25 protein-coding genes and 2 pseudogenes are annotated in these 23,911 nt (G+C 28.5%); 15 read left to right on the plus strand and 12 right to left on the minus strand.

The genetic code is table 4. The annotated features are described in order from the left end of the window. Window positions 1-49: 49 nt before the first annotated feature. The 11 genes from tyrS to recU form a co-directional block, all read right to left on the minus strand. Entirely contained in the window at window positions 50-1,288 is a 1,239-nt protein-coding gene (gene tyrS, locus MCJ_RS00505; RefSeq protein WP_012751320.1) for a tyrosine--tRNA ligase, read from the minus strand. Next, window positions 1,281-1,787, minus strand: a complete 507-nt coding sequence (gene msrA / locus MCJ_RS00510) for a peptide-methionine (S)-S-oxide reductase MsrA (protein ID WP_012751321.1) — start codon at window positions 1,785-1,787, stop codon at window positions 1,281-1,283. Before msrA ends, tyrS begins: the two co-directional genes overlap by 8 nt. A gap of 8 nt (window positions 1,788-1,795) precedes the next feature. Beyond that, a complete protein-coding gene (locus MCJ_RS00515; protein WP_012751322.1) occupies window positions 1,796-2,623 on the minus strand; it encodes a deoxyribonuclease IV in 828 nt (275 codons plus the stop codon). 7 nt (window positions 2,624-2,630) lie between these two features. Continuing rightward, window positions 2,631-3,392, minus strand: a complete 762-nt coding sequence (locus MCJ_RS00520; RefSeq protein ID WP_012751323.1) for a Nif3-like dinuclear metal center hexameric protein — start codon at window positions 3,390-3,392, stop codon at window positions 2,631-2,633. After that, window positions 3,393-4,994 carry an RNA polymerase sigma factor gene (locus MCJ_RS00525; protein WP_012751324.1) on the minus strand — a complete coding sequence of 534 codons (1,602 nt, stop codon included), beginning with the start codon at window positions 4,992-4,994 and terminating at the stop codon, window positions 3,393-3,395. Between the two features lie 14 nt (window positions 4,995-5,008). After that, entirely contained in the window at window positions 5,009-6,781 is a 1,773-nt protein-coding gene (dnaG, locus tag MCJ_RS00530; RefSeq protein ID WP_012751325.1) for a DNA primase, read from the minus strand. Then, entirely contained in the window at window positions 6,782-8,143 is a 1,362-nt protein-coding gene (locus tag MCJ_RS00535; RefSeq protein WP_012751326.1) for a glycine--tRNA ligase, read from the minus strand. A gap of 17 nt (window positions 8,144-8,160) precedes the next feature. Further along, window positions 8,161-9,486: a signal recognition particle protein gene (gene ffh / locus MCJ_RS00540; protein ID WP_012751327.1), complete on the minus strand. Its 1,326-nt coding sequence runs from the start codon at window positions 9,484-9,486 to the stop codon at window positions 8,161-8,163. A gap of 57 nt (window positions 9,487-9,543) precedes the next feature. Further along, the gene (gene tsf / locus MCJ_RS00545; protein ID WP_012751328.1) at window positions 9,544-10,443 is read right to left on the minus strand and encodes a translation elongation factor Ts; all 900 of its coding nucleotides are present in this window, start codon (window positions 10,441-10,443) and stop codon (window positions 9,544-9,546) included. 12 nt (window positions 10,444-10,455) lie between these two features. Continuing rightward, window positions 10,456-11,409 carry a 30S ribosomal protein S2 gene (rpsB, locus tag MCJ_RS00550; RefSeq protein ID WP_408631361.1) on the minus strand — a complete coding sequence of 318 codons (954 nt, stop codon included), beginning with the start codon at window positions 11,407-11,409 and terminating at the stop codon, window positions 10,456-10,458. Window positions 11,410-11,578: 169 nt separating this feature from the next. Beyond that, window positions 11,579-12,064, minus strand: a complete 486-nt coding sequence (recU, locus tag MCJ_RS00555; RefSeq protein WP_041594479.1) for a Holliday junction resolvase RecU — start codon at window positions 12,062-12,064, stop codon at window positions 11,579-11,581. A 119-nt stretch (window positions 12,065-12,183) separates the two neighbouring features. Between recU and MCJ_RS00560 the strand changes: the two genes are divergently transcribed. The 5 genes from MCJ_RS00560 to MCJ_RS00580 are packed head-to-tail and all read left to right on the plus strand — an operon-like array spanning window position 12,184 to window position 17,424. Then, complete coding sequence (locus MCJ_RS00560) at window positions 12,184-12,510, plus strand: 4'-phosphopantetheinyl transferase superfamily protein (protein WP_012751331.1); 327 nt, start codon at window positions 12,184-12,186, stop codon at window positions 12,508-12,510. A 3-nt stretch (window positions 12,511-12,513) separates the two neighbouring features. Next, a complete protein-coding gene (locus MCJ_RS00565) occupies window positions 12,514-13,266 on the plus strand; it encodes a lysophospholipid acyltransferase family protein (RefSeq protein ID WP_012751332.1) in 753 nt (250 codons plus the stop codon). Window positions 13,267-13,268: 2 nt separating this feature from the next. Beyond that, the gene (locus MCJ_RS00570; RefSeq protein WP_012751333.1) at window positions 13,269-14,012 is read left to right on the plus strand and encodes a segregation/condensation protein A; all 744 of its coding nucleotides are present in this window, start codon (window positions 13,269-13,271) and stop codon (window positions 14,010-14,012) included. Continuing rightward, window positions 14,002-14,598, plus strand: a complete 597-nt coding sequence (gene scpB, locus MCJ_RS00575; RefSeq protein ID WP_041594481.1) for an SMC-Scp complex subunit ScpB — start codon at window positions 14,002-14,004, stop codon at window positions 14,596-14,598. Before MCJ_RS00570 ends, scpB begins: the two co-directional genes overlap by 11 nt. A gap of 3 nt (window positions 14,599-14,601) precedes the next feature. After that, window positions 14,602-17,424, plus strand: a complete 2,823-nt coding sequence (locus tag MCJ_RS00580; protein ID WP_012751335.1) for a lysylphosphatidylglycerol synthase transmembrane domain-containing protein — start codon at window positions 14,602-14,604, stop codon at window positions 17,422-17,424. Here MCJ_RS00580 and tsaD read toward each other — a convergent pair. After that, the gene (gene tsaD, locus MCJ_RS00585; RefSeq protein ID WP_012751336.1) at window positions 17,408-18,364 is read right to left on the minus strand and encodes a tRNA (adenosine(37)-N6)-threonylcarbamoyltransferase complex transferase subunit TsaD; all 957 of its coding nucleotides are present in this window, start codon (window positions 18,362-18,364) and stop codon (window positions 17,408-17,410) included. The two genes, MCJ_RS00580 and tsaD, sit on opposite strands and share 17 nt — an antisense overlap. 245 nt (window positions 18,365-18,609) lie before the next feature. On the opposite strand from tsaD, the pseudogene MCJ_RS03830 reads away from it, so the two are divergent. The 10 genes and pseudogenes from MCJ_RS03830 to rpsC all read left to right on the plus strand — a co-directional run bounded on the left by MCJ_RS03830 (window position 18,610) and on the right by rpsC (window position 23,911). Continuing rightward, a pseudogene (locus MCJ_RS03830) lies at window positions 18,610-18,887 on the plus strand (DNA cytosine methyltransferase). Between the two features lie 109 nt (window positions 18,888-18,996). Beyond that, window positions 18,997-19,206 carry a hypothetical protein gene (locus tag MCJ_RS03520; protein ID WP_012751338.1) on the plus strand — a complete coding sequence of 70 codons (210 nt, stop codon included), beginning with the start codon at window positions 18,997-18,999 and terminating at the stop codon, window positions 19,204-19,206. 453 nt (window positions 19,207-19,659) lie between these two features. After that, window positions 19,660-19,980, plus strand: coding sequence for a 30S ribosomal protein S10 (gene rpsJ, locus MCJ_RS00595; protein ID WP_012751339.1), 321 nt, complete (start codon window positions 19,660-19,662; stop codon window positions 19,978-19,980). A 2-nt stretch (window positions 19,981-19,982) separates the two neighbouring features. Beyond that, a complete protein-coding gene (rplC, locus tag MCJ_RS00600) occupies window positions 19,983-20,660 on the plus strand; it encodes a 50S ribosomal protein L3 (protein WP_012751340.1) in 678 nt (225 codons plus the stop codon). Beyond that, window positions 20,660-21,322: a 50S ribosomal protein L4 gene (gene rplD / locus MCJ_RS00605; RefSeq protein WP_012751341.1), complete on the plus strand. Its 663-nt coding sequence runs from the start codon at window positions 20,660-20,662 to the stop codon at window positions 21,320-21,322. The genes rplC and rplD overlap by 1 nt, the downstream gene beginning before the upstream one ends. After that, window positions 21,322-21,723: pseudogene (gene rplW / locus MCJ_RS00610) on the plus strand (50S ribosomal protein L23); the annotation flags it as partial. The gene rplD and the pseudogene rplW, both read left to right, overlap by 1 nt. A gap of 14 nt (window positions 21,724-21,737) precedes the next feature. Next, a complete protein-coding gene (gene rplB / locus MCJ_RS00615; protein WP_012751343.1) occupies window positions 21,738-22,583 on the plus strand; it encodes a 50S ribosomal protein L2 in 846 nt (281 codons plus the stop codon). Next, a complete protein-coding gene (gene rpsS, locus MCJ_RS00620; RefSeq protein WP_012751344.1) occupies window positions 22,583-22,858 on the plus strand; it encodes a 30S ribosomal protein S19 in 276 nt (91 codons plus the stop codon). Before rplB ends, rpsS begins: the two co-directional genes overlap by 1 nt. 10 nt (window positions 22,859-22,868) lie before the next feature. Continuing rightward, window positions 22,869-23,231 (plus strand): 50S ribosomal protein L22, encoded by a 363-nt coding sequence (rplV, locus tag MCJ_RS00625; protein ID WP_012751345.1) that lies wholly within the window; start codon window positions 22,869-22,871, stop codon window positions 23,229-23,231. Further along, complete coding sequence (gene rpsC / locus MCJ_RS00630) at window positions 23,231-23,911, plus strand: 30S ribosomal protein S3 (RefSeq protein ID WP_012751346.1); 681 nt, start codon at window positions 23,231-23,233, stop codon at window positions 23,909-23,911. The genes rplV and rpsC overlap by 1 nt, the downstream gene beginning before the upstream one ends.

A 23,911-nucleotide genomic window follows, 5' to 3' on the forward strand; every position in this document is an offset into this window, starting at 1 on the left:
TGCATCATTTTTTGTTGATATTTTTTTCTACAAAAATTTAAAAAAGTGTTTATTTTTGTTCAAAAATAAAGAAATTTTTCTTACCTTTTTTAATTAAAAATAAATTATTTTCATCTTTTAAATTAGCACTAATCATTTCAATGTGAGCAATTTTTTGACCATTGATTTCTAGAGCACCCTGAGCTATAAATTCGTTTAATTCTCTTTTAGAATTAAAGACTTTTTGTTCAATCAAACTAGCTGCACTAAAGTTAGCTGAACTCAAAAGTGGAAGTACTTTTTTCAATTCTTGTTTATTTTCATAGCTAATTTCTTGATAACTAGTTTTACCAAATAAAATATCCGAAATTTCAAGAGCACTTTTAAGTCCAGATTTGCCATGAATATTGGCTACAATTTCATGAGCTAACTCTTTTTGTAAAATTCTTGCCTTTTTATTTTCATTATGTGTTACAATAAGTTCATTAATTTTACTAAGTGGTTGAAAAGATAGTCATTTGATAATTTTTTCAGCTTGTGCATCGCTTTGATTAAACAAAAATTGATACAAATTATAGGGGCTATACATATTAGCATCTAGTCAAATTGGGCTCCCGCCAAAGGTTTTTCCAAATTTAACACCATTTTCATCAGTTAACAAATTGACTGTCATCACAAAGGCGTCTTGTTTGTGATTAGCAACTGTTTTTTTGATTAGATCTAGTCCAGTAACCATGTTACCTCACTGATCGGAACCACCAGCTTGAGCTACCACATTAAAATTTTCGTATAGATATTTAAAGTCTCAACCCTGAATTAGTTGGTAGGAAAACTCTGTAAAAGAGAGTCCGCTTTGGATTCTAGTGGCAATGGAGTCTTTAGCTAAAAGATAGGCAATGTTGATGTTTTTGCCAATATCGCGTAAAAATTCGATAATATTCATGTCTTTATAAATTTCTAGATTATCAAAAACATTAAGATTGAATTTTTGTAGCTGAGCAATAATTTTGGCTTTATTTTCTAAGAGAGTTTGATTGGATAATAACACTCTTTCTTTGGAAGCAAAAGAAGGATCTCCGATCATTCCAGTGGCACCACCGACAACTGCGATAACAGGAATATCAAATTGCTTTAACCTTTGCAATAGATTAATTGCAATATAATTTCCAAGGTGGAGCGAACTAGCTGTTGGATCAAAACCAATATAAATTTTTTTACCTTTTTCAAGATTCAAAAATTTATCTTGGTCACTGATATCTTTTAAAATTCCTCGCAGTTGAAGATCTTCTAAAAATTCCTTGTTATTCACTTTTTTCCTTTTTTAATTCTATTGGAAATAAATCTAAATTAATATGACAATATCCATTAGGATTTTTTTCAAGGTATTTTTGGTGATATTCTTCAGCTAAACTAACATCGTTTACTGGTAAAATTTCAATATAATTTGGTCGATTTTCACTAGCTTGAAAATCTTTTTGAAATTGTGCAAAAACCTTTAAAAGTTGTTCACTTTTGCTATAAATTCCAATTCGGTATTGAACTCCTTTGTCACCTCCTTGTTTATTGAGTGAGTAAGGATTTACTATCTGTAAAAATAAATTTCATAGTTGTTTTTCAGTAATTAAATTTTCATCGTAATTAATTTCAACAGCTTCGACATGTCCTGATGATTGGCAAACTTGTTTGTAAGTTACACCTTCAAAACCGCCGTTGAGATAAACCACACTAGTGCTAATAACTCCTTTGGCTTTGTCAAAAAAGGCTTGTGCACCTCAAAAACAACCAGCAGCTATATAAATTTGTTTCATATTTCTCCTTATTTTTCTAAAAGTATTGCTATTTCTTTGTCATAAATTGGCTTGTTATCTACTCATGGGGTTTCTAAAATAATAGGGATGCTGTCAAATAAAGGATCATGGACAATTTTTTTTAGTGCTTCAAGACCAATTTTACCTTGTCCTATGTTTGCGTGGCGATCTCTTTTTGATCCAAGATGGTTTAATGAGTCATTCAAATGAATGACTTTTAAATATTTTAGTAGCCCTGATTTTTTAATTTTTGCTATAAAGTCATCATAGTTGTGCAAGTTATAACCGGCATCCCAAATGTGGCAAGTATCTAAACAAATTGCGATGCGCTCAGAGTTGACTTGTTCAACAATATACACCAATTCTTCAAAAGTAGTCCCAATTTCTGTTCCTTTTCCAGCCATTGTTTCAATGCAAATAACAACATCTTGTGTTTGTGAAATCACGTATTTCAAAGATTCTATTAATTGTTCAATACTTGCTTGTCGACTAAAAGTTGTGTGCGAACCAGGATGAAGAACTAAATATTTAGCTCCGATATATCTAACTCTATTGATTTCTTCTATTAAGAATTTATTTGAAAATTCATGCTTTGCTATACTTGCGTTGTTAATAATGTAAGGAGCATGAACAATGATATCTTCAGGTTTGACAATATCTAAAAACATTTGTTTATATTCGTTTAGTTTGTAGTTTTCAACAGGTACTCTTCTAGTAGTTTGAGGTGCTCCAAGGAAAATCATCATGGTATTTGCTTTGTTTTTCAAGGATTCATCGACTGCACCTGGCAAATAATAAGGTTTTTTAAAAGAAATGTGTGAGCCTAATTTGATCATAATACTTTTAGATATTTTCTAAAATCTCTTTCTGTAATATAGTATGTATTTCAATTTTAGCAAAATTTTCTTTTAAGATATCACTAATATTGTAAATAAAACATTGTTCAATTAAATGACTGACTTGCAAAACCTTTATTTTATGTTGATCTATAGCTAATTGATCTGATCATTTTAAATCGGAGGTGATGACTAAATCTGCTTTATGTTTTTTGGCATTTAAAACGGCTTCAATACCACCGCTTCCAGGTAAAATTGCAACCTTTTTTAATTTATAATTTTTTTTCACATTTGATTGTAAATGCTTTATTTTTATAGCTTTTTTAATTATTTGAACCATTGAATTAAAATCCAAATCTAGCTTTATTAATAAATTGGCAGGATCCAATGTTTCTGCATTGCTAGTATCCAAATTTAATTGTTTAATAATTGAATAAGCTGTTGCTTGATTGCTAAAATCATAATTAGTATGTAGTGCTAGAATACTAATTTTGTTTTTTCTTGCAAGCGATGTTACACTTTTTTTGTAAGGAGCTTTTAAATATTCATCTTTTTTGCTAGAAAAAAAATAAAATGGATGATGCACAATTATTAAATTTACCTTCATTTTTATACACTTTTTAATGATATCGCGTGTTAAATCCAGAGTTATTAAAATCTTGTTTACTTGCTCATCAAATAACAAATTTCAACCTGAATTATCTCAAGGTGCTTGGTTTTCTAAAGGAAATTTTTCTAGTAAAAAATTGCCAATTTGTTCAACTTTCATCTATGATAATCCCTTTTCTGATCATCTTCTTTGTGGTGCACGCAATTTTTTTAAAATCTTGGATTCAATTTGTCTAATTCTCTCTTTGGTAACACCTCTATCAGCAGCTAATTCATCATAACTATGTGCTCTATATTGTCTACCATTTTTATCATTACCAATTCCATAACGACGCATGATAAACTCTTGTTCTTCCTCTTCTAAATTGTTTTTAATCATTTCAATTAAAACTTTAGATTTTTCTTCTTGTTCTGCATAGTCTGAAGGTGAAATAACACTTTCATCTTTAATAAAATCAGAAAATGAACTATCTTCTTCTTTACCTATTGCTTTGTCAAGTGAAATAGGATCTATATTAATTTTCCTTATATAACGTACTTTTTCTGGTGTAAAATCGGCTCCCATTACATCGGCAATTTCTTCAGCTGAAGGAGTAACACCATTTTTTTGCTGCAACTCACGCTCAATTTTATTTATTTTATTAATAGTTTCAACCATGTGCACTGGAATACGAATAAGTCGAGCTTGATCAGCGACAGCGCGAGTTATTGATTGTCTAATTCATCAAGTTGCGTAAGTAGAAAACTTAAATCCTTTAGTTCGATCATATTTCGAAATCGCCTTCATAATTCCTAAATTACCTTCAGAAATCAAGTCAATAAAGTTTAAACCACGATTTTTATAACGCTTTGCATTATTGATAACCAAACGCAAGTTTCGCTTAATTAAGGTATCACGAGCTTTTCTACCTACGCGCCCTGGTATTTCCATTTTTCTAGCTAGTTCTTGTTCTTCTTCATATGTTAGTAGTTTTCCGTATTTACCAATTCAGCGCATGTATCACTTGATTATGTCGTTAGTGTCAGTGAGCTTGTTTCTATAAGTATCATCACTAAATATTTTTGGTTTGCGAGATTCATGAATATCGTGGTGATCCATATAGTCCTCATCATCAATATCTTGAATTTTTAGTGAGTCATCTACCTCTGTAAAATCTTCATCATCAATGTCTTCTAAATCACTAGAATCTATGTCGATGTTGTCTAAATCTTCACTATCTAAAAAGGTTTTTTTAGCTTTTTTGACTTTTTTATTAGTTAATTTTATGAGCTCATCTTTATCAACTTTTTTCTGGTCATCTTGATCAATATCGAGGCTAATAATTCCTTTTTGTATTAATATTTCAAAAACTTGATCAATTTGGTTTTCATCAATAGATAATTTTTTCTTTTCCAAAAATGAGGAGACTTCACTTTGTGTTAAAAAAATGTCTTTGTTAACAGATTTATTGTTTTTTTTATCTAGTTTAGCTTTCTTTTTTTCTAATAATTTAGCAAGTTTGTCGATTAAAAAGTTGTATGGATCACTCTCTTTTTTTGATTTAGCTTTTGTTGTTTTTTCTACTTCTTTTTTAGTTTTAGATTTTTCGCTTGTTGTTGATTTTTCTTTAGTTTTTGTCGCTTTTTTAAGCTCTGTTTTTTTATCTAAAATCCCTTGATTATCTAATTTTGTTTCTAATTCTTTTTTAGTTTTTTTACCCATAGTTTTCTTAGTTTTGGTAGTAGTTGCTTTTTTTGCAATGTTGTCATTTTTGCTTTTCATAGTTTCTCTTTATTTTAATTTTTAAATATTTTTAGGAGTAATTCTTCTTGTTCTTTTGGATCTGTAGTTTCATTAATTCTTTTGATTTTATTGTTAATATCATGATTTTTTTTGTTCAAATTAGCATAATCAATTCAATCAGCAAATTCTTCTAATGTCACAGGTGTGATATCTAAATTTCAATAATCATAAAATTCTTTGCCTATCATTTTCAAAAGTTGCTCTCGAGTATCCATTATCATTTTGGCATGTGCTTCTGGTTGTTGATGGATTTTTTCAATTGATTCAAAATAGTTTTTGTTTTTTGCATCTATAAATTTGTAATCACTTCTTTTTAAAACATTAATAAATTTTTGATCTAGTAAAACGACTAATAATATTTTGAGTTCAAAAAACAAAGGCGTAACTGGAGGAAAATTAAAACTACCTTTTGATTCTACTTTACGATGATTGCTAGGTGGTATGTAATAATGTTTTTCTAATTCATAGCCAGGATCAAAGTTGTAGTCATCACTATTGAAGAAATTTTGCTTGAGGTAATCATCTTTAAATTGAAAGGCAGAAGAAGGAATATTTAAATCTGTTTCAATTTTTTTTAGAAATATTTCTCTTGCAGCAAGGCTACTTTTTTCTAAATATCATTTGATATTTTTGACAAAATTTTCTAAGTGTTGACTACTATTTTTGTTTATTGATTTAAGAAAAAAATTGTATACAAAATCGAGCGCACTTTTTTTATTTCTAATAGCTTTTTGCAAACTTTGTTTGCCATATTTTTCAAAATATTCATCAGGATCCATTTTATCTTCTCAACTAATAACAAAAGTAGTAATCTTGTTTTTTAAAAGAATTTGGATTGATTTTAAAGTGGCATTATTACCAGCATCATCTACATCTAAAACTAGTGTAACTTGTTTATTTTTCAACAAGTTTATATGATTTTCAGTCAATGATGTGCCCATAAGTGCGACAACATTGTGAATTCCATCACGATAAAAAGCAATAGTATCCATAAAACCTTCAGTTATTATGATTTCTTTATTTGGACCTTCAAATTCTTTTGCTCTGTGATAGTTGTATAAAATATTTGATTTTGAAAATAGCGAAGAGCTAGCTGAATTGAGATATTTAGGATTCTCATTTTCTAAACTTCTTCCAGAAAAAGCAACAATATCACCTTTCTCATTGCTGATGGCAAAAGTTAGTCTATTAGTAAAAAAGTCATTGTCTAAATTGTTAATTAATGAATAATTAACAAGCAAAGAGTGTTCAAAACCTAGATTGTATAGTTTTTCTTTGATGCCTTCAGCTGGTGCAAATCCGATGTTAAATGTTTGGATAATATCTTCACTAATCCTTCTTTTTTGAAGATATTTTTTAATTTTTTCATCTTTATTATGGTACAAATATAAAAAATAAATTTTGCTTGCATTACTAAGAGCACTAAGGGCTTGTTTTTCTACTTCAGTATAAATTTGAGTTTCTTTTAAAACTAAATTGGTGTTGAGTTGTAAATTATAGGTAGTGTTAAGAAAATTGATTACCTCATTAAAGCTTCAATTGTGATATTTAATTAAAAATTGAATTACATCACCTGCTTGGTTGCAAGCAAAACATTTGAAAATTTTCCTATTAGTTGATACAGAAAGTGAAGGTTTACTATCATCGTGAAATGGACAAATTCCCAGGTAGTTATTGCCTTTTTTGCTTAAATTTATGTATTGTGATATGACACTGTGAATGTCAATATTGTTTTGAATATAAGCTCGTAATTCTTGGATATTCATTTATTCCTTTGCAAATTTGTTTAGAAAATCAACAATTTTATCTAAGGCAATTCTCTCTTGCTGCATACTATCACGGTATCTAATTGTGACACTATTGTCATTTAAACTATCATAGTCAAATGTGATGCAAAATGGTGTTCCAATAGCATCTTGCTGGCGGTAGCGCTTACCAATAGAGTTAGCTTCTTCAAAAATTGCACTAATTTTATTGGTTAGTAAATTTTCAAAAATTTGATAAGCTTGTGGAGATAATTTTTTAACTAAAGGTAAAACTGCCACTTTGTAAGGAGCCATTTTGTAGTTAAATTTTAGTAGGTAGCGATCATTTTCTTCTTCATATTCAAAGGAGTTTTCTAAAATACTTAACATTAGACGATCAAGTCCGACTGAGGGCTCAATTACATGGGGAACAATTTTTTGATTGGTAGTTAAATCAAGGTAATCCATTTTTTGTCCACTGTATTTTTGATGTGTTTGCAAATCAAAATCACCGCGGTGGGCAATACCATATAATTCTCCTCAACCAAAACCAAAATTAAATTCATAATCAGCAGTTGCATTAGAATAGTGTGCCAATTCTGATTCTTGGTGATGTCTTAGACGAACATTGTCTGATTTTAGACCCACTTGTTGTAAAAAATTGCCCACTTTTTCTAAATATAGTTGATAAATTTTGTTGCTATCTTGTGGGTGGCAAAAAACTTCAAGTTCCATTTGTTCAAATTCTCGAGTACGGAAAATAAAGTTTCCAGGTGTAATTTCATTACGAAAAGCTTTTCCTATTTGTCCAACAGCAAAAGGTAATTTTGTTCTTGTAGAGCGTAGGATATTTTGAAAATTAATAAAAATTCCTTGCGCAGTTTCTGGACGTAAATAAATACTTTGTTTTTGATTTTCAACAACACCTTGTTGAGTTTCAAAAAGCAAATTAAATTGTCGAATTGGTGATCAATCAGTTTGGCAATTGTCATAAAATTTGATTTCTAAAAGCTTTGCATTTTGTTCTTCGACACTTAATTTATCTACTTCTAAATCAGGAAAAATTTCTTCTAAGAGATGATCTACTCTATATCTTTTTTTATTAATTTTGTTTTCAACAAGTAAGTCATTGAAGTTATCCAAGTGACCAGAAGCGAATCACACTTTTGGATTTAGTAAAATTTTTGTATCTATTAAATAAGCATGTGGTTGACTATTTATAAAAAAATCTTGTCAAAAATTTTTGATATTATTAGCTAGCAAAACACCTAAATGTCCATAGTCTCATGTATTTGCTAAACCACCATAGATTTCTGATCCTTGAAAAACAAAACCAAATTGTTTTAAATGGTTAACGAAAAATTGATAATCTTTTTTTTGCATAATCACCTAATATTATGTTATTTTTCAAAAAAACCTTCAAAAGTGTTATTTTTTCCGGAAAAATCCTTAATTTTTTTTGACATTGCCTCAAATTCATTAAGCATTCTGTTAAATTCAGAACTTGAGCGTCCTGAACCTTTAATAATACGATTTTTTCTACTAGATTGCTTTAAAAGTTTAGGTTTTTTGCGCTCTTCAAGTGTCATTGAGGAAATTAAAATTTCATATAGTTTAATTTTAGATTCGGCATTGCTAATTTGTTGATCATTGATTTTACCAGCCATTCCTGGAATCATTTTGATGATTTTGCTGAATTTGCCCATTTTTCTAATTTGGTACAAACTATTTAATAAATCATCTAGATTAAAATTTCCAGATAGCATTCTTTTTCCTAATTTTTCAGCCTGTTTGTGATCAATATTTTGCTCGGCTTGTTCTATAAAAGAGAGAACATCTCCCATTCCCAAAATTCGATCAGCAATTCTATTTGGGTGAAAAATTTCAAGGGAACTAATTTTTTCTCCACTACCAATAAAATTAATTGGAATTTTGAGCAAGTGAGTTATTGAAAGTGCTGAACCTCCACGAGCATCAGAATCTAATTTGGTAATAATAGCCCCGTTTAATTTAATTCTGTCGTTAAAAACTTGTGCTACATTAATGACATCTTGTCCTGAAAGAGCATCTGTTACAAATAGAATTTGATCAGGATGGATAATTTTTTTTAGATCTACTAGTTCATCCATAAGAGGCTCGTCAATAGCAAGTCTTCCAGCTGTATCAAAAATTATAAGGTCAAAATCATTGTCCTGTGCATATTGGATAGCATTTTTTGCAATTTCTTGTGGAGTTGCATCTTGACTAAATACCTCAATACCAATTTGTTTTCCTAATTGCTTTAACTGTTCAATTGCGGCTGGGCGATAGATATCACAGGCTACCAACAACGGTTTTTGAGAGTGTTTTTTGTTTTTAGCAAATAAGGATAATTTAGCCGCGGTAGTAGTTTTTCCTGAACCTTGGAGACCAACTAATATTATTTTGCTTAAGGGTTTTTTGAAAATTACCTGTTGACTATTGTTACCTAAAATTTTTACTAAATTTTGATGCAAAATTTTGATAAATTGCTGTTGTGGATTTAATTTTCCTGTTAATCCCTGCTCAATAACTTGTTTTTTTACATCAGAAATAAATGCTTTTACAACTAATAAGTTAACATCGGCTTCTAAAAGTGCAAACTTAATATCACGAATAATAGAAGTTAAATCATCTTCACTAATCACTGTTGATTTTTGCATTTTTGTTAATGATTTTTGTAATCTACCACTTAAAAAATCTAGCATATTAATAGAAAATTTCCCTCAAGAGGGAAAGTTTTATCCTTTTATAAATTTTAAAAATTAATTTTGTTTTGCTTTTGCAATTTGTGCTTGAACTTCTTGTGAAAAGTCAACTGTTTCTTTTTCAATACCTTCACCTACTTCAAAGCGCACAACTTTTATTAATTTAGCACCATTATTTTGTAAATATTTTGAAACTGAAATAGCACTATCCATAGCAAAATCTTGATATTCAAGTACAAATTTTGATAATTCTTTGCTAATCATACCTTTTAAAATATTAGCTTTAATGTTTTCAGGTTTTCCTTCTAATACTTTAGAGCTTGCAAATTCTTGTTGAATTTTACTCATTTTTTCAGCTGGAACATCAGATTCAAAAATGTAATCTGGATTTAATGCAGCGGTGTGCATAGAAATATTTTTAGCAACCTCTTCACTACCACCTTTGATAATTGTGATTGTTGCAATTTGGCCATTAGAGTGAACGTATAAACCTGCATTTTCTCCAGCGCTAATATTTGTTTTGATTGCTCTTCTTAAATTAATTTTTTCACCAATTGTTGCTGTAGCGTCAGTTACTAGTTCACTAATAGTTTTACCTGATTTTGTCTTTACTTGTAGCGCTTGTTCAAAACTATCAAATGGTTGCTCTAATAGTGTTGTTGCAATAGTGTTTTTTAAATCAATAAAATTTTGGTTTTTAGCTACAAAATCTGTTTCAGAATTTAATTCAAAAATTACGATATTTTCTTCATTTTTAATTGCAGAAACAAGTCCTTCAGCAGCAATTCTATTTGCTTTTTTAAGAGCTTTAGCTTTTCCATTTTCTTGTAATCAAACTACTGCTTTGTCTAAATCATAATCAGTATTTTCTAAAGCTTGTTTGCAATCTACAAAAGGAGCATCTGAAATTTCTCTTAATTTTTTAATCTTTAATAAAATTTCTTCTTTTTTTACCATTATTTCTCCTTATTACTCTTCGTTTTCTGTTGTTTTTTCAGTTTTTAAACTACTATTTTTTTGAATATTAACTTTTGTGCTTTTTTCAAAACTTGTTTTTTTGAATCTAAGTTGTTTTTGTTCACGTTCTGGATCTTCAGGTAGGATCACCTTGTCATCACTTTGATAAGCAAAAATTTGTTTTCCACCCTTTGCAACTGCGATAGCATCTGCTAAAATGGTAAAAATTAATGTAAGTGATTTAGTGGAATCATCGTTTGCTGGAATTCCAAAATCAACTAAAGCAGGATCTGTGTTAGTATCAATGATACCAATAATTTTAATTCCTTTTTTTCTTGCCTCTTTAACAGCTATTATATCTTTATTAGGATCAGCCACAAGCATAACAAGTGAATTAATACTATTTTCTTTTAAATTACGAATACCATTTAGGTTTTTTTGCAATTTAGCAAGAGTTTTGTGTTTTAAAAGACCTTCTTTTTTAGTATATCCTTCAAAGTTTCTCTCAGCTTGTTTTTCTAATTCTTCCATAGTTTTTAGTCTTGATAAAATAGTTCTACTATTTGTGATAGTACCACCAAGTCAACGATCTGAAACATATATTGAATTAGTTCTAATTGCTTGTTCTTCAATAACTTTTTTAGCTTGTTTTTTTGTCCCAACAAATAGGAAGGTTGCTCCTTTTTGAGCAAATTTATTAACTAATTTATATGCAATTTCAAGTATTTTTTGGGTTTTTAGCACATCAATAATGTGTGTTTCATTTCTTTTACGTTTAAGAATGTAAGGTGCCATTTTTGGATGTCATTGTGATGATTTGTGACCAAAATAAGCACCAGCTTCTAGTAATTTTTGCTTGGAAACAATTGGTGTTTCGGTTGCAACTTCCTTTTTAGCATCTAATTTGTCTTTTTCATCAATAGTTGTTGTATTTTCTGTTGTAAGTGATAAATTCATATTTTTTAATTTCCTTTAGTTTGTTAAATTTCTTTTAAAATTTCGAACAGCTAGCACTTTAAAAGCACACCCAACTGAATCCATTTTAAAAATTTTTAATAATTATTTTTTACGCTACAAATTTGTATAAAAATTTTACTAAAAAATTGTAAAAAAACAATATATTTGTGCATAAAAATTAAACCATCGAGCCAATGTGTTCAACAAAATCGATAATTCCAGGATATGTTAGGATAACCTCTATACCATTTTTCTTTAAAAAATCAACGGAAATAGATTTTTCTGTTTTATCAAATTTGCTAATATCTAAAATAAAAAATTGTTCATATTGCTTGAAAAAAATGATAAAAAAAGCACAACCTTTATGTTTTCTAATTTGTTCTAAATACTGAATTTGATGATCAGGAATTTGTTTAATATTGAGTAAATTTTCATTGGTACTTTTAGCTTCAAAAGCAACAAAAATTCCATTATAAATTCCATAGTAATCAACAGTAGATTTTTTTAAAACCATTCCTTTTTTAACTGATAAATCTTTTCCTATTTTTTTAAAACTGATATCAAGATTTTTTTTGTGAAAAATAGCCACACCATTTCTGTTGTAAAAATCAATTGTATTGTTAATAATTGTCTCAAGAATCATTCCTCTATTTTTGTGGTTCATATATATAATTAGACTTTGTTTAAAAAATGTATAAAAATGAAGACAAAAATAGCAAAAAAAGTAGATTTTTCTTGTTTTGGTTACCTTAAATATTAAAAATTTTATTATAATATTATTAAATGATAGGAATAGATATTACTTCAATTGCAAGATTTAAAAAAAACTATAATGTCTTTGCAGATAAAATTTTACACAAAAATGAACAAGAAAAATTTGCACAATTACAAGATGACGATTTAAGAGCAAAATTTTTAGCAACAAGGTGAGCAATCAAAGAAGCATTATATAAAGTAGACAATCAATTTTCACATTTTAATCTAGTAAATATTCAAAAAAAAGGTTTAAAATATATACTCATTGATGAACAAGGTGAGCCAAACTTGCATTTTGATATCTCTACTTCTAGTGAATCTGATTTTTTAATAGCTATTGTCCAAGGAGTCTAACTAATGTTAATAAAAATAAAACTAGCACTTTTGAGTCCGATTTGACTTTGAAGAATTCGCAAGGTAAGAAGTCTTTGGAAAAAAGTAAAAACAGGTAAAAAAGATATTACACCACAATATCGTAATGATTTAATTTTGTTTTATGCCAAGCGACTTTTGAAAACTTTTAATACTAATATTAAAGTGGTTGGTAAAGAAAATTTATTGAAAAATCCAAGCTTAATTGTCGCCAATCACAAATCTGTTGCTGATCCTTTTTTGCTTTTTTATGCTTTAGAAAATAAAGAAAAAACTCAAGATGAGGTCAACCCTATTTTGACTTTTGTTGCTAAAAAAGAGCTAAGCAAATCTCGAATTAATAAGTGAATTTTGGGCTCTATTGACACCTTTTTTATTGATCGCCAAAAAATTCGCCAGGCTCTTAAAACCATGGATGAGTTTGGAAGATTTGTACGCGAAAATCGCACTACCGGTGTTATTTTTCCTGAAGGAACAAGAGTTCAAGAATCTCATATTGGCGAATTTAAAGCAGGTGCTTTTCAAGTAGCTAAACAATTTTCACTACCTATTATTCCCATTACTATTAATAATTCACAAGATGTTTTTAATACCAAAAGAACTAAAAAAATTGATGTAGAAATCATCATTCACAAACCAATTAAATCACTACAAGTCAGCTCACAAAATATTCAAGCTTTGGCTAAACAAACGCAGTCAATAATTGCAAAATACTATAAAAATTTTGGTGATAAATAATAATGTTAGAAAAAGATATAGAGTTTAAATTTCAAAATTTTAGTGGTCCATTAGAATTACTTTTAGATCTTGTTCGTAGTAAAAATGTAGACATTATGGATGTTGATTTAGTTGATCTTGCTAATCAATATGTTGCCATAATTGAACACGTTAAGAACAAAAATATTCACATCGCTAGTGAATATTTAGTTATGGCGGCCACACTAATTCACATTAAAGCAAAGATGTTGTTACAAGTCGACAATAAAGAAGTTGATGTAGAATTAGAAGAAGATAAAGCACAAATTTTAGCACTACTTTCTGAATATCAACAAATTAAAAATATTGCTCTTATGCTCAAGGAACAATTAGAACATCGTAATAATTATTTTGAAAAAAATGTTAGTGACTACCAAGAATTTAAACGTCCTTTAGTTCAAGATAAATTAGATGGTCACTCTTCGCTTGTTAAACTTTTAGAAATTATTAAACTAATGTTTGACCGAACACGGGCACAGAAAAAAATTATGATTAAAACTGATGAAGTTTTTGTTAGCCCTGATCAACAAAATCTCTATGTAATGGAGTTGCTAAAAAATAATGAGCAGCTAGAATTTGACCAAGTTTTTGCCCTGCCTTCGCTTAAGCATTTTTCAATTACATTAATTGCTGTCTTGGAAATGGCAAAAAAAAGAATTTTATATTTAGAACAAGCAAGACAATTTGCTGATATTAAAATTTATCGAGGAACACAAGATGAAGAATAGAATCATTGAAGCTATTATGTATGTTCAAGGTGAAAAAGGTCTTTCATCAGAACAGTTACAAAATACACTTAAATTAGACAAAATTAATGAAGCTAGAAAAATGCTAAAAGACTTTGCAATCCGCTTTAATAAAGAACACAGAGGCTTAACAGTAATTGAATTTAATGATGTTTTTAAGTTTGTTACTAGTAAAGATTTAAAACCTTTTTTAATTGAATTTGTAAGCAATGAAAGAAAGTATAAATTAACTAATTCAGCAATAGAAGTAGCCGCTATTGTAGCTTATAAACAACCAGTGACTAGATCTATGATTAATCAAATTCGTGGCGGAATTAATTCTGATTATATTGTAGGTTCTTTGTTAGCTAAAGGCGTTATTGAAGAAGTAGGAACAGCATCTACTCCAGGAAATCCAACTTTATATGGTGTTACAAACAGATTTTTTGATTATTTTAAATTAAGATCTATTAAAGATTTACCTAAATTTAAAGAATTTGAATTTCACAAAAGCGAATCAGAAATTGAACAGACTGAAGAACAAGGTTTTGACCTTTTTGGTTCACAAAGGGAGTTTGAAGAAGAATAATTTATGAGTTTAATAATTACAACTCAAACTAAAAAACAAACGCAAGTTGCTATTAGTTTTGAACATAATCTCAATGTTTTAAATTCAGTTATAGTTGGAACAATTGGTCAAGAAGCTAACAATATTAATGAGAATTTTATTTTTACCAAATCAACAGTAATTGCTGAATTTTTTAAACAAACCCAAATTAATAATGTCCTTATTGCTCACAATGGGAATGATTTTTCTTTTGCTTTTAGTTCAATTATCAACACGGTTTTAAACAAGAAAAAAATTTATTCAGGGATACTAAATAATGAAATTGGATCCTCAAAAACAATAGCTAAACAATTTTTTCTTAATGAAAAAAAGTATGATTTTTTTATTTATATTGAAGTATTAAATGTTAACAAAAACAAAAATATTGTTAAAATTTATCTTTTAAATTCACAACTAAAAATGCTAACTAAAGAAGAAGAAAATTTTATTAACAATACTGCAATTAATGAAATTGTCTATAAAAAAGAAGATATTTTAGATTCAAAATCTATTTCTACTAACAATGATGATTTATTATTTTGGTTTGCAAACAAAGATCTAGATTGGCAAAAAATTGAAAATAATTATCAATTTTTTGATGCCAATTATGTTAGTCAACTTAATAATTTTTTCAAAGAAGAACAAATTAATATTGAAAAATTATCACCAATTAGAAAACACTTTAAACAACTTACAATCATCAAACAAGCAAAAGAAAATTCACTTATTTGAAGAAAAATTATTAATAGTACTCAATTTAAAACTAAATATGTTTTTTGAATAAAAAATAATAAAATTAAAATTGCACACAGAAAAAATTTAATTTTTAATATTATTAAGGATGATGATATTAAATTTTTAGTTTTAGATTATATTAGAAACAATTTTAGCAAATCTACTCAATTTTTAATTAGTTATGAATCTAAACCTTTTTTTAACAATTTTGTACAAAAGTATTTTAATGGCAAAATCCACTATTATTCTGAATATAACCAAGTTGCTGAAAATTCTATTTACAATATTAAGCAAAAAAATAATGATAACTTAATTATTATTAATCAAGATGGTATTTTCTTTTCTCCAAAATCTAATAGTGAAAAAATCTATTTTGGTTTGAATACATCTTTTTTATTATTTTGATTTGTTCAAATTTTAGATTACTATAGCAAAAATAAACAGGATATATTTGACGTTATTGACAAAGTAAAACAAGAATCAGATTTTGTTTATCGTTATAAAACAAAAATGTTTATTAGTCGAAACTCATTTTTCAACTTATTAAACGAGTTAATTAATAGCGATGACATTAAAAGTTTTAATTTTGAATTAGATAAACAAAACCTTAATAATAATTATATTATTGCTAAATTTTTTCTAGAAAAAGGTGATTATTTTAAACTTCTTTATTCTAAAGAAGAGGAAAAATTATCAATAACTACTTTTTTAAAAAGTGCAAATCATAGTGAAAAAGAGGCTATCTTTTTAGAAAATAAAATTATTAATAAGGTTAAAATTGTTAAAAAAGATACAACTATTTCAAAAAAAAATACTAAAAAGAATGTAGCTAAATTAGCAATTTTCTTAACAGTTATTATTTTAATTGTCTTCCTCTTAATCTATAAATTTTATAATTCTAGTTTTCAAAATGGTTCACCCACTGGTATTTTTATAAAATTTTATGACTATTTTTTTACACCTAAAATTTATAGATTTTATTTTATTATCAATTTAATTTTGTTTATAATTTGAATGATTTTGATGTCAGTTCAAATTAAACGAGTTTTGCATTATCAAGGAATTAATCCGCATTTTAAACATCTTTTTGTAGCAACCTTTATTTCAGGATTTATGCAAATGTCTACTCCTTTTGCTTTTGGTGGTGAAATTTCATACTATTGATATTTGCAAAGAAAAGGTTATCCTTTAAAAAATATTAGTGCAACTCTTACATATAACGCACTAGTACACCAAATATTTAATTTATTGATTTCAATTTTATTTATTTCATTAGGTTTTTATTTTTATAGAGATCTTTTTAACCTAGATAGTACAGAAAAAATTATCTTTTTTATTTGATTAATTGCTAATATATTTTTAAATATTTTTGTACTTTTAATTATTATAGTAATTGGGATTTGAAAGAAATTACAATATTGATTAATTAGAAATTTTGTTTGATTATTACACTTAAATATCTGAAAAAAAATTGAAGATAGTAAACGTGTAGAATACAATATTCAATTTTTTATAGATAATTTCAAAAATCAATTTATTGAAGTTTTAGCTAATAAATCACTATTATTTGAAGTCTTACTAGTTTACAAATTACCATTATTTTTAGTAAGCTCGTCTTTTGCAACACTAGTTTTAACTCTTCAAAAAGCAAACTACAACATCAATGATTTATCAATTATTGATTATATAAAATTTTTATCAGGAAATACTATTTTAGCAATGTCTAATAATTTAAGTCCAGCCCCCGGAGGTGTTGGCTCTGTTGATATTATTACGCAATTAGTATTTAAATCATATTTTAGGCAAGATGATAACCTAAATTTAACTATTTTTAACTTTGCTAACAGATTTTATACTTGATTTTTACCTTATATAATTTCAGCTTTTGGCATCATTACTGTTTGAATTGGTGAAAAAAGAATTGATAAATATAAAGAAATTCGAAAAACTTTAGAATTAAATTCTAGTTTAAAAAGTCAAATTACTAAGTCTTCAACAAAATTTTATAAATACGCAATTCTATTTTGAAGTGTTATTGTAATAGTGTTTTCCTTATTTATTTTACTTCACTAGTATTTTTAGTATATTGAGCTGCTATTGCAATCATTGCGCCATTATCGGTGCAATATTTTTTTTCTGGAATAACAATTTGATATTGATTACTATATGATTCAATTAAGCTGCGTATTTCACTATTAGCGGCGACTCCACCTACTAAAGTAATTGATTTGACATCAAAATTTCTAAGTACTAAGTCAATTTGTCTTTTTAAATATTTAATAATAGTTTTTTGAAAAGAAACTGCTATTAATTTTTGTAATTTGTCATCTTCAAAAGCTTTAGTTTTATTGATGTAATTGATAACTTGAGTTTTGATACCACTAAAAGAAAAATCATAAGGATTTTCAAAAATTTTTGGTATACTAAAGTCAATAAGTTGTTTAAAATCAACACTTTTATTGATGTTATCAATGATTGGTCCACCTGGGAAACCAAGGTTTAATTTGCGCGCAATTTTGTCATAAATTTCCCCTAAAGCATCATCTTTTGTACTACCTAAAACTTCTAAATCATACTCATTTTTAGCATAAATTAATTGACTATGACCCCCTGAAATTAAAAGTGATAAACAAGGAAATTCAATATTATTATTAATAGCAGCTGATCAAAAATGACCTTTTAAATGATTAACAGGAATTAGTGGTTTATTGTATAGCATCGCAATTGCACTAGCTAGTAAAAAACCCATCTGTAGAGATCCAAGCAGTCCAGGTTCTTTTGTATAGGCAATAATATCTAGTGTGGAAAAATCAACTTGATATTTATTAATTAATATATCCACAATATATGCAAGATTTTGTGAGTGCTCTCGTGAGGCGATTTCTGGAACTGTGCCTCCAAATTTTTTATGAATATCAATTTGACTTAAAGTTAGCATTATCTTTACTTGATTATCTTCTAAAATTGCAATAGAGGCATCATCATGAGATGATTCAATACCTAAAATTTTCATATTTTTCCTTTCAAATTATCACCTTATTGTTAATAAAATTATAGCTTATTTATTGAGAAATATTTTTTAGATTTTACTATAAAAGCTGTTTATTTTTAAACACTTTTTAATAATTTTTAACTACTTTTATTCTATGTTTTAAATTTTTATTTTTAATAAGTGAAATATTGTTAGATAATAAAAGAAATCATATATAATCATGCAAGATAACATAAAGAAATTCACAACTATTAAACTTTTTGTAGGTGCTAGAAGCTGGGTCACCTTGCCAAAGTTTTAGTTATGCAGGAACTAAAAAAGGTTTAGAATATGCTCGTGGACAGATGATTTTTCATTATGTAAAGTTTTATAACAATTGTGTCCCAAAATGTTTTTATTTGAAAATGTCAAGTATCTCTTAAGACATAATAAAGTCAGCACTTTTAAACAAATTTATAGCTTTTTAAAACAACAAACTCACCAACTAGAAAATAAAATTTTAAATGCTTTTGATTATGCTATGCCCAAAAACGAGAACGATTAATAATTGTTGGAATTTGAAATGATTTAGTTGATTCTATTGATTTTAGTTTCCCAAAAAACACAAAACATTCAAGGCTTTAAAGGATGTTTTAGAAAATGTGCCAAAAAGCATGGGAACACAATATTCTATTAAAAAACAACAACTTTTTGCACAAATACTTGCAGGCGGTTGTTGAGTTGATTTAGATAAAAATTTGGTCAAAGATTACATGAAGAAAGCCTGATATAGCCCCGAAGGTAAACGAGGAATTTTAAGAAGACTTAGTCTAGCCGAGCCTAGCTTGACTATTTTAACCTCGCTACAAATGAAACAAACTTAGCGGCGCCACACTCTTGAAATTCGACCATTCACAGTAAGATAAAATGCTAGAATTCAAAGTTTTCTAGATGAGTAAATTTTTCAAAGTAGTTGCATCAACAATACAAACAAGTCAGAAACACAGTTCCAGTTAAATTAGCGCAGTAGTTGGTAGAAAAATTTTTAGGAGTCTTAATAATTTAAAATAATGTTTTTGTTAACTTTTATAAGACAAGATGTTAAAAATTATATATAAAATTTAATTGAATAATTATTTATATATTTTGTGCAAATTTGTGCGAAAAATATTTTATTAAAAAGTTCTAAAATTTTTTCTTTTGTGTTATAATATTTTTGAATTTAATAGAACTTTGAAACATAAGGTTGCGATACACAAGAATAAGTTGTTATTGTTTATCGGTTTTTATGCGGAGTTCGTTCAAAATATGAACAAAGGAGCAACTTAGATTTTTTCATGAATAAAAATTTAATTAAAATTAGGTTAAAATCTTATGATCATCGACAAGTCGATGCAGCAAGTAAAAAACTTATTTTACTTGCTAGAGAACTAGATGTTCAAACACGTGGACCTGTGCCATTGCCTACAAAGCATGAAGTGTTTACAATTCTACGTTCAGTTCACATTAATAAAAAATCCCGTGAACAATTCGGAAGTCGTACTCATAAAAGATTAGTGATTTTAGAAATAAATCCAAGCAATCAAAAAGCTGTTATAGATAAAATTAACAGAACTCAATTACCAGCTGGTGTTGGATTAGAAATAGAGGTATCATAGTTATGAAGGGAATTTTAGGTAAAAAAGTTGGCATGACTCAATTATTTACTGACCATGGAATAGCAATTCCTGTGACAGTAATTGAAGTTCAACCAAACATTGTAACCAATGTACTTACTCAAGAAAAAAATTCATATGATGCAATCCAATTATCAGTTTTTGACAAAAAAGCTAGCAGATTTAACAAACCTGAGTTAGGGCATTTTCAAAAAGCAAATACAACTCCTAAAAAATTCGTAAAAGAATTTCGTAACTTTGATGGTTACAAATCAGGTGATGTAGTAGATCTTTCTATTTTTGAAGCTGGTGAATTTGTTGATGTAGTTGGTACATCAAAAGGTAAAGGTTTTGCTGGTACTATTAAAAGATATAACCAAGCAATTGGTCCAAGATCACACGGTGGTGGTGGAGGATCCAAACCAATTCGTCAAACTGGATCAATTGGTGATATTTCTGGTAATAAAGTTGTCAAAGGTATGACAATGCCTGGGCATTTAGGGCATGAAAGAGTTACCTTGCAAAATCTAGAAATTATTAAAGTGGATGTTGAAAACTCTATTTTAGTAGTTAAAGGTTCAATACCAGGACCTAAAAAATCATTTGTAATTATTAAAAGTGCTTCTAAAAGAAGTGATAAAAAAGAAGCTGTTAAGCTTGAAATGGTAGAAGGAGGTAAATAATGACTCAAACAAATAAAGTTGATAATGAAATGGTAAAAATTGAATATTGCCCAATAAGCAACCACACCAAATTTGAGCTTTCTACACCTTTAAATCAAGAAATTTTTGGGTTAGAAGTACCTCACTCACAAGCTATTTTTGATACTATTTTATATGAAAGAGCATCAAGACGTAGAGCAACTCATAAAGTAAAATCTCGTGCTGAAGTTAGCGGAACTGGTAAAAAACCTTGAAAACAAAAAGGAACCGGAAAAGCTAGAGCTGGTTCACGTCGTTCTCCAATTTTTGTTGGTGGTGGTCGTGCATTTGGTCCAACAAACAATAAAAATTATGCAATTAAAGTTAATAAAAAAGTACGTAGATTAGCATTTGTTTCAGCACTTTCACAATTAGCACATGAAAAACAAATTTTAGTAGATGATTTTGCAATGGATAAAATTTCTACCAAAGAATTAGTTAAAAAATTAGCTAGCTATCAATTAGCAAAAGCAAGATTTGTTTTAATAGCTTCTAGTGATGAAAACCTTTTTATTTCAGCTCGTAATTTACAAAATGTAGTGGTTACTAAACCAAGTTCTTTACTAGTTGAGCAATTAATTGGTGCTGATGTATTAATTATTTCACAAAAAGAAATTAATGAGATTGAAGGAAGATTTAAATAATGAATATTAACGAAATCATTAAGGCACCAATCTTAACTGAAAAAACATATGAATTAATGAGTAAAAGAGTCTATGTTTTTAAAGTTGACCGTCGTACTAATCGTGCTGAAGTTAAAAAAGCAGTTGCTTACATCTTCAATGTTGAAGTTGAAAAAGTAAATATTTTTAATGTGCCAAAAAAGGCAAAAAGACTTGGACGTTTTAATGGGTTTACTTCCTCTTATAAAAAAGCGTTTGTAACTTTAAGAGAAGGTTTTGCAATTAATCTTTATGAAGATGATGCGCCACAAGTTGAAGAGACAAAAAATGTTGAACTAGAAGCTAAAAGCAAAGAAAAAGAAGCACAAAATAAAGAAAAAGCAGCCCAAATTGAAGCTAAAGTAGCCCAAAAATTAGCTAAAACAGGAGGCAAATAATGGCAATTAAGTTTTACAAACCAGTTACCAATGGTCGCCGGAATATGTCAACATTAGATTATCGCTCTAATCTAACTTCTGATAAGCCAGAAAAGTCTTTACTTACTATTTTAAAGAAAAAATCTGGACGTAATCACGAAGGTAAAATTACTGTTAGACATCAAGGTGGACGTCAAAAAAGAAAATACAGAATCATTGATTTTAAAAGAAATAAAGACGGTATTCCAGCTATTGTTAAAAGTATTGAGTATGATCCAAACAGATCAGCAAACATTGCTTTATTAGCCTACAAAGATGGAGAAAAAACCTATATAATTGCACCAAAAGGACTCCAAGTTGGTCAAGTTTTAACTTCAGGACCAAATGCTGATATTTTAGTAGGAAACACACTACCACTTGAAAACATCCCTGATGGAACATTTATTCACAACATTGAATTATATCCAGGTGGAGGTGCACAATTAATTAGATCTGCAGGAACAAGTGCGCAACTTCAAGGTAAAGATGATGATGGAAAATACGTAACCATCAAATTAAAATCTGGTGAATACCGTAAGATTTTAGCTCGTTGCCGGGCAACAATTGGAGTTGTAGGTAATGAAGAACACAGCCTTGTCAACATCGGAAAAGCTGGTAGATCTCGTCATTTAGGAATTAGACCAACAGTTAGAGGTTCTGTTATGAACCCAAATGATCACCCACATGGTGGTGGTGAAGGTAAACAACCAATTGGACGTAAAACTCCGCTAACACCTTGAGGTAAAAAAGCACTTGGTGTAAAAACAAGAAATAACAAAAAACCTTCTACTAAATTGATTATAAGAAGAAGAAAGGATAGCAAATAATGGCGCGTTCATTAAAAAAAGGTCCTTTTGCTGATGATCATTTGCTTAAAAAAGTTGAAGCAATGCAAGAAGCAAAAAACAAAAAACCAATTAAAACTTGATCAAGACGTTCTACTATTTTCCCAGATTTTGTTGGTCTTACTTTTTTAGTTCACAATGGTAAAATTTTTAATGAAGTTTATGTAACAGATGATATGGTTGGACATAAATTAGGTGAGTTTTCACCAACTCGTACTTATACAGGGCATGGTAAAGATAAAGGTAAGAAAAAATAGGTAAACTATCATGGAAAAAAATTTTCTTAAAGCACAAGCGCATGTAAAAATGCAAAGAATTTCTGCACAAAAAGCTCGTCTTGTAGCTGCGCTTATTAAAAAACAACCAACTACCAATGCCTTAGCAATTTTACATAATACCAACAAAAAAGCAGCGCTTCTTTTTATTAAATTACTCAACTCAGCAATTGCCAATGCTGTTAATAATCATGGATTAGATGGTGATAAATTAATTGTTGAACAAGTCTTAGTAAATGAAGGACCAACCTTAAAAAGATTTCAACCAAGATCAAAAGGTGTTGCATCACAAATTTTAAAAAGAACTTCTCATTTATCAATTACTGTTGCACAAGTAGAATTAGGAGATAAATAATGGGACAAAAAGTCAATCCAAATGGTTTTCGTTATGGAATTACCAAAGAACACAATGCCTTTTGATTTGCTGAAAAAGCTACATTTGCTTCTAAATTATTAGAAGATGTTAAAATTCACCGTTTTTTTGAGAAAAAAACTCGTGAATATCAAATTGCCAACACCGCCATTCGTCGTGATCGTCAAAATAATATTACAATTGTTGTTCACACAGCCAAACTTGGACAATTTTTAGGACAAGGTGGACAAAATCTCAAACAAATTATTGAAGAACTCAAAAAACACCTCCGTAATAAAAAAGCAAACATCAACATCGATGTTGTTGAAGTAAAAACTCCGGAGCTAAATGCCAAATTAATTGCAGAATCAATTGCTATTAAATTAGAAAACCGGGGATCATTTAGAATTGCACAAAAATTTGCTATTCGAACCGCAATGAAAGCTGGGGCAAAAGGAGTTAAAACTAAAGTTAGCGGACGTCTCAATGGTGTTGATATGGCACGTTCTGAAGGTTATTCAGAAGGTGAAATGAAATTACACACTTTAAGACAAAATGTTGACTATGCAACTGCAACAGCGAGAACAACTTATGGTGCCTTAGGAATCAAAGTTTGAATTTCTCTTGGTGAATTTAATAATAAAAGTGATGTAAAATCTAGTCCAAAAAGAAAGGGAAAATAA

It is taken from the genome of Mesomycoplasma conjunctivae (genome assembly GCF_000026765.1).
GTDB classification, from domain to species: Bacteria; Bacillota_I; Bacilli_A; order Mycoplasmatales; family Metamycoplasmataceae; genus Mesomycoplasma; species Mesomycoplasma conjunctivae.